This is a genomic window from Streptomyces pluripotens, from assembly GCF_000802245.2.
GTDB classification, from domain to species: domain Bacteria; phylum Actinomycetota; class Actinomycetes; order Streptomycetales; family Streptomycetaceae; genus Streptomyces; species Streptomyces pluripotens.
On the sequence record NZ_CP021080.1, the window covers coordinates 6,639,752 to 6,650,117 of the forward strand.

Annotated in this window: 1 protein-coding gene; it reads left to right on the forward strand. The window is 69.9% G+C overall.

Annotation, left to right across the window (positions count from 1 at the left end; translation table 11 throughout):
• The first annotated feature begins 13 nt into the window (after positions 1 to 13).
• Positions 14 to 10,363, forward strand: coding sequence for a type I polyketide synthase (locus LK06_RS29415; protein ID WP_086083555.1), 10,350 nt, complete (start codon positions 14 to 16; stop codon positions 10,361 to 10,363).
• Positions 10,364 to 10,366: the final 3 nt, after the last annotated feature.

Below are 10,366 nucleotides of genomic sequence, written 5' to 3' on the forward strand. Positions count from 1 at the left end.
GGAGGGGACGGACGTGTCCGAGGAAGAGAAGCTCAGGGGATACTTGAAGCGGGTCATGGTCGACCTGCGCAAGGCCAACCGCCGACTGCAGGAGGTCGAGCAGGCCCGCACCGAGCCCATCGCCATCGTCGGCATGGCCTGTCGCTACCCGGGCGGGGTACGTTCCCCGGAGGACCTGTGGCAGGTGTTGGCCGAGGGCCGGGACGTCACCGGTGAGCTGCCCACCGACCGCGGCTGGGACGTCGAGGGCATCTACGATCCGGACCCGGAGCGCTCCGGCCACTCCTACGTGCGACGTGGCGGCTTCCTGGAGGACCCGGGCGAGTTCGACGCGGGCTTCTTCGGGATCTCGCCGCGTGAGGCGCTGGCGATGGACCCGCAGCAGCGGCTGCTGTTGGAAACTTCCTGGGAAGCGCTGGAACGGGCCGGTATCGACCCCACCGGGCTGCGCGGCAGCCGCACCGGTGTGTTCGTCGGCCAGAACTACCAGGAGTACGGCACCAGACTGGCGCACGCCCCGGCGAGCGTCGAGGGGCACCTGGTCACCGGCGTGGTGTCCAGCGTGCTGTCCGGCCGTATCTCCTACACCCTCGGCGTCGAAGGGCCGGCGGTGAGCGTGGACACCGCCTGTTCCACCTCGCTCGTCACACTGCACCTGGCCGTGCAGTCGCTGCGCAACGGGGAGTCCTCGCTGGCCCTGTCGGGCGGCGTGACCGTCCTGGCCGGCCCCGGGCCGCTGATCGAGTTCAGCCGCCAGCGGGTGCTGGCCGCCGACGGCCGGTGCAAGGCGTTCTCCGCCGACGCCGACGGCATGGGTATGTCCGAGGGCGTCGGTGTGCTGGTGCTGGAGCGGTTGTCCGACGCACAGCGCAACAACCATCCGGTGCTCGCCGTCATCCGCGGCTCCGCGGTCAACCAGGACGGCGCGTCCAACGGTCTGACCGCCCCCAACGGGCCTTCCCAACAGCGGGTCATCCGCGCCGCGTTGGCCAGCGCCGGGATCTCGGGCGCGGACGTCGACCTGATCGAGGCGCATGGCACCGGGACCTCGCTGGGCGACCCGATCGAGGCGCAGGCGCTGTTGGCTGCTTACGGTGCCGACCGCGACCGCCCGCTGCAACTGGGCACGGTGAAGTCCAACATCGGGCACACCCTCGCCGCGGCCGGAGTCGCCGGTGTGATCAAGTCCGTGCTGGCACTGCGTCACGAGACCGTGCCCAGGACGCTGCACGCCGACACCCCGTCCCCGCACATCGACTGGTCCTCCGGGACCCTGTCGCTGGCCACGGAGGCGGTGCCCTGGCCGCGCGGCGAGCGGCCCCGCCGCGCCGCGGTGTCCTCGTTCGGCATCAGCGGTACCAATGCGCATGTGATTGTGGAAGAGGCTCCTGTGTCTTTGGTGGTGGGGGAGGGGGCGGGGTTGGGTGTGGTGCCGGTGCCGGTGCCGGTGCCGGTTCCGGTGGTGGTGTCGGGGCGTGGTGTGGGGGGTTTGGCTGGGCAGGCGGCTCGGTTGGGGGAGTTTGTTGGGGCTGATGGTGGGTTGTCGGTGTGGGGGGTGGCGCGTGCGGCGGCGTTGTCTCGTGCTGCTTTGGAGTGGCGTGGTGTGGTGGTGGCTGGTGATCGGGGTGAGTTGTTGGCTGGGTTGGAGGCGTTGGCGGAGGGTCGGTCGGGTGTGGTGAGTGGTGTGGTGGGTGGGGGTGGGTTGACGGGGTTTTTGTTTTCTGGTCAGGGGTCTCAGTGGTCGGGTATGGGTGGGGAGTTGGCGGGGTGTTATCCGGTGTTTGCGGAGGTGTTTGCGGATGTTTGTGGGCGGTTGGAGGGGGTGTTGGGTTGTGAGGTGCGTGGGGTGGTTGCTGGTGGGGGTGAGCGGTTGGATGAGACGTTGTTTGCTCAGTGTGGGTTGTTTGCGTTTGAGGTTGCGTTGTTTCGGTTGTTGGAGTCTTTTGGTGTGGGTGTGGATTTTGTGGTGGGGCATTCGGTGGGTGAGGTGGCTGCGGCGCATGTGGCGGGGGTGTTGTCGTTGGATGATGCGGTGGTGTTGGTGTGTGCTCGTGCGGGGTTGATGCAGGAGTTGGCGCCGGGTGGGGCGATGCTTGCGGTGGGTGCTGGTGAGGCTGAGGTTGCTGGGTTGTTGGGTGTGGTGGGGGGTGGGGTTTCGGTTGCGGCGGTTAATGGGGTGCGGTCTGTGGTGGTGTCTGGTGATGGTGCTGCTATTGATGTGTTTGCTGGGTTGGTGGGTGAGCGGGGGTGGCGTTGTACGCGGTTGCGGGTGAGTCATGGTTTTCATTCGTCGTTGGTGGAGCCGGTGTTGGAGCGGTTTCGTGAGGCTATTTCTGGTGTGGTTTTTTCTGTTCCGCGTTTGGGGTTTGTTTCTACGGTGGAGGTGGGTGCGGAGCCGACGTCGGTGGATTATTGGGTGCGTAATGTTCGGGAGACGGTTCGTTTTGCTGATGCTGTGGGGTGTTTGTCTGCGCAGGGTGTGACGAGGTTTGTGGAGGTTGGGCCGGATGCTGTGTTGTCGGCTGCGGGGCCGGAGTGTTTGTCCGAGGGTGTGGACGCGGTGTTCGTTCCGTTGGTGCGTCGTGGTCGGTCCGAGGTGCGTGCTCTGGCTGAGGGGTTGGGGCGGTTTCATGTGCATGGCGGTACGGTTGATTGGGCCCGGTATCTACCGGCTGCCGAGCCGGTCGACCTGCCCACCTACGCCTTCCAACACCGCCGCTACTGGCTGGAATCCACCGAACCGGGTGACCCGGCCGCGCTCGGTGCCCTGCCCTCAGGGCACCCACTGCTCGGCGCGCTGGTCGCCCTCCCCGGCGCGATCGACACCGTGCTGATCGGGCGGCTGAGCCTGCGCAGCCATCCCTGGCTGGCAGACCACCAGGTCGCCGGCACCGTGCTGTTGCCCGGTACCGCGTTCGTCGAACTCGCCCGGCACGCCGCCGATCTGCTCGGCGACACCCGACTGGCCGAGCTGACCCTGGAGATCCCGCTGGTGCTGCCCGCCGAAGGCGGCCTGGCCCTGCGGGTCGGCATCGGAGAACCCGACGACACAGGATGCCGCAGCATCGAGGTGTACTCCCGGCCGGAGGACCCCGCACTGCCCTGGACCCGCCACGCCGCCGGCGTACTGGCCGAAGACACCGAAGAGAATGAAGACGACACCGGTGGCCCGGACATGATGCAGTGGCCCCCGCCCGGTGCCGCAGCCGTCGCGCTGGATGAGTTCTACCCCCGGCTCGCCGAGTCCGGCCTCGGCTACGGCCCGGCCTTCCAGGGGCTGCGCGCGGCCTGGCGGCGCGGCGACGAGATCTTCGCCGAGATCGCCCTGCCCGACCCGCAGCGCGGCCAGGCCGAGGAGTTCGGCCTGCACCCGGCGCTGCTGGACGCGGCACTGCACGCCCTGGCCCTGCGCGGTGACGACGGCCTGAGATTGCCCTTCTCGTTCCGCGGGGTGCGCTGGTACACCGTGGGCGCGGCGATGCTCCGGGTCAGGCTCACCACCATCGAGGACGGCGCAGTGCGGGTGGACCTCGCCGACGACAGCGGCGCCCTGGTCGGCACCGTCGAGCGCCTGGTGCTACGCGAGCTCACCGGCGAACTGCGCCCGCCGGCGCGGCTGGACTCCTTGTACCGGCTGGAATGGACGCCCGCCCGCACCAGGCGGCACCGCGACACCGGCGCCGACGTGCTGTTCCGGGTCGAGGACACCCCAGTGGTCGAGCGCACCGCCGCTGTGTTGGAGCGGGTGCACGGCTGGCTGACCGAGGAGGCCGAGCCGGAAGCCCGCCTGGTCCTGATCACCCGCGGTGCGGTCGCCACCACCGCCGAGGAGGTACCCGACCCGGCCGGCGCGGCCGTGTGGGGACTGATGCGCTCGGTACAGGCCGAACGGCCCGACCGGTTCGTACTGCTGGACACACCCGACCCCGGCGTCACGAACGAAGAGCTGGCCGCGGCGTTGGTCACCGGCGAAGGGCAGTTGGCGGTGCGTGCGGGGCGGGTGTTGGTGCCGCGGTTGGCGCGGGTGGCCGAGGTGCCTGGGGGCTCTCCTTGGTCGGTTGACGGCACGGTGTTGATCACGGGGGCGAGTGGGACTCTGGGGCGTTTGGTCGCGCGGCATCTGGTGGGTCGTCACGGGGTGCGTGGTCTGGTGTTGGTGTCCCGGCGCGGTGGTGATGCGCCGGGGATGGCCGAGTTGGTGGCTGAACTACGGGGGTGGGGTGCCGAGGTTGCGGTGGTGGCGTGTGATGTGGCCGAGCGGGACGCGGTGGCTGCGTTGCTGGCCGAGCACCCGGTCACCGCGGTGGTGCACGCCGCCGGGGTCGTGGACGACGGCCTGGTCACCGGTCTCACCAAGGAGCGGTTGCGGGCGGTGCTGGCGCCGAAGGTGCTGGGCGCGCAGTGGCTTGACGAACTGACCCGCGACCGGAACCTCACCCAGTTCGTCCTGTTCTCCTCCGCCTCGGCAACCATCGGCAACGCCGGGCAGGCCGCCTACTCCGCCGCCAACGCCCACCTGGACGCGCTGGCCCGCCAACGCCGTGCTGCCGGACTGCCCGCACACGCGCTCGGCTGGGGCCTGTGGGAGCAGCGCAGTGGCATCACCGGCTCGCTGACCGAGGCCGACCTGGCCCGCATCGCCCGCAGCGGCATCGCCGCCCTGTCCACCGAGGAAGCCCTGGCGCTGCTGGACGCCGCAGTCGGGCTCGGTGAGGCGGCCGTGCTGCCGCTGCGGCTGGACACCGCCGCCCTGCACCGGCTGGACCCGCTGCCCGGGGTGTTCGCCGGTCTGGTCAGCGGCCGCAGGCGCACCCGGCAGCAGTCCGACTGGGCCGACCGGCTGCGCGCGCTGCCCGCGCCGGAGCGCCGCCGCGCCGCCCTGGACCTGGTGCGCACCCAGGCCGCTGGCGTACTGGACCTGGCCGGGACCGAACCGGTGGATGCCGAGCAGCCCTTCGCCGACCTCGGCTTCGACTCGCTGACCGCGTTGGAGCTGCGCAACCGGCTCAGCGCCGCCACCGGGCTGAAGCTGCCCACCACCCTGGTGTTCGATCACCCCACCCCCACCGCCCTGGCCGGATTCGTGCTCGCCGAGGTCGGTGATCTTCGGCCCGGACCGGAACCCACCGCCCCCGCGGCGGTGGTGACGACGGACGAACCGATCGCCATCGTGGGCATGGCCTGCCGCTACCCCGGCGGGGTCAGCACGCCCGAGCAACTGTGGGACCTCGTCGCCGCCGGCCGGGACGGCATCTCCGCTTTCCCCGCCGACCGCGGCTGGGACCTCGATGCACTGCCGGTCGGGCTGGGCGGGTTCGTCGCCGACGCGGGCGACTTCGACCCCGGGTTCTTCGGGATCTCCCCGCGTGAGGCGCTGGCGATGGACCCGCAGCAACGGCTGCTGCTGGAGCTGTCCTGGGAAGCCTTCGAGCATGCCGGGATCGACCCGTTGGCCGTGCGCGGCAGCCGCACCGGGGTGTTCGCCGGGCTGATGTACCACGACTACGCGAGCAGGTTGGCGCAGGTACCCGAGGAACTGGCGGGCTACCTGGGCAACGGCAGCCTGGGCAGCATCGCTACCGGCCGGGTCGCTTACACCTTCGGTTTCGAGGGACCCGCGGTCACCGTGGACACGGCGTGTTCCTCCTCGCTGGTGGCTCTGCACCTGGCGGTGCAGTCGCTGCGCTCTGGTGAGTCCACCCTGGCGTTGGCCGGTGGTGTGACGATCATGTCCAGTCCCACCCCGTTCAGTGAGTTCGACCGGCAGGGCGGGTTGGCCGCCGACGGTCGGTGCAAGGCGTTCTCCGCCGATGCCGACGGCACCGGGTGGTCGGAAGGCATCGGGATGCTGGTGCTGGAGCGGCTGTCCGATGCGCAGCGCAACAACCATCCGGTGCTCGCCGTGGTGCGTGGTTCGGCGGTCAACCAGGACGGTGCGTCCAACGGTCTGACCGCCCCCAATGGCCCCTCACAGGAGCGGGTCATCCGTGCCGCGCTGGCCAGCGCCGGTCTGTCCGCTTCGGATGTCGATGCGGTGGAGGCGCATGGCACCGGGACCTCGCTGGGCGACCCGATCGAGGCGCAGGCGCTGTTGGCTGCTTACGGTGCTGATCGTGATCGCCCGTTGTGGCTGGGGTCGGTGAAGTCGAACATTGGGCACACCCAGGCTGCTGCGGGTGTCGCGGGTGTGATCAAGGTGGTGCAGGCGATGCGGCACGGGGTGTTGCCGCGCACCCTGCACGTCGGTGAACCGACCCGGCATGTGGACTGGTCGGCTGGTTCGGTGCGGCTGTTGACGGAGGCGGTTGAGTGGCCGGATGGCGGGGTTCGTCGTGCGGCTGTGTCGGCGTTCGGGGTTAGCGGTACCAATGCGCATGTGATTGTGGAAGAGGCTCCTGTGTCTTTGGTGGTGGGGGAGGGGGCGGGGTTGGGTGTGGTGCCGGTGCCGGTGCCGGTGCCGGTGCCGGTGCCGGTTCCGGTGGTGGTGTCGGGGCGTGGTGTGGGGGGTTTGGCTGGGCAGGCGGCTCGGTTGGGGGAGTTTGTTGGGGCTGATGGTGGGTTGTCGGTGTGGGGGGTGGCGCGTGCGGCGGCGTTGTCTCGTGCTGCTTTGGAGTGGCGTGGTGTGGTGGTGGCTGGTGATCGGGGTGAGTTGTTGGCTGGGTTGGAGGCGTTGGCGGAGGGTCGGTCGGGTGTGGTGAGTGGTGTGGTGGGTGGGGGTGGGTTGACGGGGTTTTTGTTTTCTGGTCAGGGGTCTCAGTGGTCGGGTATGGGTGGGGAGTTGGCGGGGTGTTATCCGGTGTTTGCGGAGGTGTTTGCGGATGTTTGTGGGCGGTTGGAGGGGGTGTTGGGTTGTGAGGTGCGTGGGGTGGTTGCTGGTGGGGGTGAGCGGTTGGATGAGACGTTGTTTGCTCAGTGTGGGTTGTTTGCGTTTGAGGTTGCGTTGTTTCGGTTGTTGGAGTCTTTTGGTGTGGGTGTGGATTTTGTGGTGGGGCATTCGGTGGGTGAGGTGGCTGCGGCGCATGTGGCGGGGGTGTTGTCGTTGGATGATGCGGTGGTGTTGGTGTGTGCTCGTGCGGGGTTGATGCAGGAGTTGGCGCCGGGTGGGGCGATGCTTGCGGTGGGTGCTGGTGAGGCTGAGGTTGCTGGGTTGTTGGGTGTGGTGGGGGGTGGGGTTTCGGTTGCGGCGGTTAATGGGGTGCGGTCTGTGGTGGTGTCTGGTGATGGTGCTGCTATTGATGTGTTTGCTGGGTTGGTGGGTGAGCGGGGGTGGCGTTGTACGCGGTTGCGGGTGAGTCATGGTTTTCATTCGTCGTTGGTGGAGCCGGTGTTGGAGCGGTTTGGTGAGGCTATTTCTGGTGTGGTTTTTTCTGTTCCGCGTTTGGGGTTTGTTTCTACGGTGGAGGTGGGTGCGGAGCCGACGTCGGTGGATTATTGGGTGCGTAATGTTCGGGAGACGGTTCGTTTTGCTGATGCTGTGGGGTGTTTGTCTGCGCAGGGTGTGACGAGGTTTGTGGAGGTTGGGCCGGATGCTGTGTTGTCGGCTGCGGGGCCGGAGTGTTTGTCCGAGGGTGTGGACGCGGTGTTCGTTCCGTTGGTGCGTCGTGGTCGGTCCGAGGTGCGTGCTCTGGCTGAGGGGTTGGGGCGGTTTCATGTGCATGGCGGTACGGTTGATTGGGCCCGGTATCTACCGGCTGCCGAGCCGGTCGACCTGCCCACCTACGCCTTCCAACACCGCCGCTACTGGCTGGAATCCACCGAACCCGCGTCCAGCAGCGGGCACCCGCTGCTGGACGCGGCCGTGGAGTTCGCCGAGGAAGACGGCTTCTTGCTGTCCGGTCGGCTGGCCACCCAGGCGCAGACCTGGCTGGGAGACCACACCGTGCTCGGCGCGACCGTCGTGCCCGGCAGCGTCTTCGCCGAACTGGCCTTGCACGCCGCCGAGGAGGCGGGCACCGGCGAGGTCGTCGAACTGACCCTGCAAGCGCCGCTGATATTGCCCGAGCACGCTGCGGTCGAGCTCCAGCTGAGGGTCGGCGCGCCCGGTGCGGCGGGGGACCGGCCGCTGACCGTGCACGCCCGCCCGGCCGGGGCCGGCACCCCGTGGACCTGCTACGCACGTGCCGTGCTCGGCCCGGTGGTGGCCGCGCCGCAGGCCGAGTCGGTCACCTGGCCACCCCGGGACGCCACCGCACTGGACATCGGTTCGGCCTACTCCGACTTCGCCGCCACCGGGCTGGAGTACGGTCCGGCGTTCCGGGGACTGCGCGCGGCCTGGCGGCGCGGCGACGAGATCTTCGCCGAGGTCGTTCTGCCCGAGCTCAGCGACACCGGTCGCTACGGCCTGCACCCGGCGCTGCTGGACGCGGCGCTGCACGCCATGCGTTACCTGCACGAGGACCAGGCCCGCCGCACCCGGTTGCCGTTCGCCTGGAACGGGATCGCGCTGCGCCGCACTGGGGTGTCCGCACTGCGGGTACGGATCTCCCCGGTCTCCGACGAAGCGGCCCGGATCGAACTGGCGGACCCGACGGGCGCCCCGGTCGGGGTGGTGGAATCCCTTTCCGTGCGCCCCGTCTCGGCCGGACAACTCGGTCACCAGGAGTCGCTGTACACCGAGAACCTGGTGCCCGTGACGTTGCCGACCGGCCCGGAACCGAGCGTACTGACCTGCTGTGACCCGGCCGAACTACCCGACCGGGAGCTGCCCGAGGTGGTGGTGCTGCCGGTCAGGACCGAGGACGACAGCGCCCCGGTCGCCGCGGTCGGCCGGGCGTTGGACGCGGTGCGCACCTGGCTGGCCCAGGACCGCTTCGCCGGCACCCGCCTGGCGCTGCGCACCCGGAACGCGCGTACCGACCCGGACGCCGCAGCAGTCTGGGGCTTGCTGCGTTCGGTGCAGCAGGAGCACCCGGACCGCTTCCTACTGGCGGACATCGATGGCGGGGGCAGCCCCGAGATCCCCGCCGCGGCCTGGAACGTGCCGGGAGGTCAGCTGGTGCTGCGTGACAGCACGGTGCTCGTGCCGCGACTGTCCCACGTCCCGCTGACCAGGATCACCGACCGGGACGGCACCGCCTGGGACCCGGGCGGCCCGGTGTTGATCACCGGCGGGCTGGGCGCCCTCGGCGCGTCCCTCGCCCGGCACCTGGCCGCCGACTGCGGGGTGCGCCAACTGGTGCTCACCGGTCGGCGTGGCCCGGACACCCCAGGCGCGGTCGAGTTGGCCGCCGAGCTCGCCGAACTCGGTGCCACCGCAAGGATCGTGGCGTGTGATGTGGCCGAGCGGGACGCGGTGGCTGCGTTGCTGGCCGAGCACCCGGTCACCGCGGTGGTGCACGCCGCCGGGGTCGTGGACGACGGCCTGGTCACCGGTCTCACCGAGGAGCGGTTGCGGGCGGTGCTGGCGCCGAAGGTGCTGGGCGCACGATGGTTGGACGAGCTGACCCGTGACCGCGAACTGACCGACTTCGTGCTGTTCTCCTCTGCCGCCGGGGTGCTCGGCGCGGCCGGGCAGGGCGCCTACTCGGCGGCCAACGCCGCACTGGACGCGCTGGCCCGCGGCCGGCGAGCCGCCGGGCTCCCGGCCGTCTCGCTGGCCTGGGGCCTGTGGGAGCAGCGCAGCGGCATCACCGGCTCGCTGGGCGAAGCCGACCTGGCTCGCATCGGCCGCGCCGGGGTGCGGCCGATGGCCACCGCTGAGGCACTTGAGCTGTTCGACCTGGCTCGTTCTGTCGACGAACCGGTGCTCGTACCGATGCGGCTGGACCGGGCGGCCGTTCCGGCCGGTGGGCCGGTCCCGGCAGTGCTGCGCGGCCTGGCCCGGGAAGTCCCCGTCCCAGCCGCCGCCAGCGCGGAGTCCGGTGCCGCGCTGGCCGCGTTGTCCGGACCGGAACGGGAAAAGGCGCTGCTTGCGCTGGTACGCGCCGAAGCGGCCGGGGTACTGGCCTATGATTCGCCGGCCGCGATGGCAGAACACCGCACCTTCGCCGAACTCGGCGTCGACTCGCTGGCCGCGGTGGAACTGCGCAACCGGCTGTCCGCGGCCACCGGAATCCGGCTGCCTGCCGCGGTGGTGTTCGAGTACGCCACCCCCGTCGCGCTCGCCGCGCACCTGCACGAGTCCATGCCCTCCACGGACGACACGCAGCCCGCCTCGGAACTGGCCGAGCTCGACCGGCTCGAAGCGGTACTAGCCGGCACCGAACCCGGTGCCGTGGACCGGACGAAGCTGCGCATGCGGCTCACCGCGCTATTGGCCAAATACGGCGGCGAGGAGCAGAGCGGCTCCGCGCCGGAGCAGGACCTGTCGTCGGCCTCCGACGACGAACTGTTCGACCTCGTCGACGATCTCGGCGCCAGCTAGGGG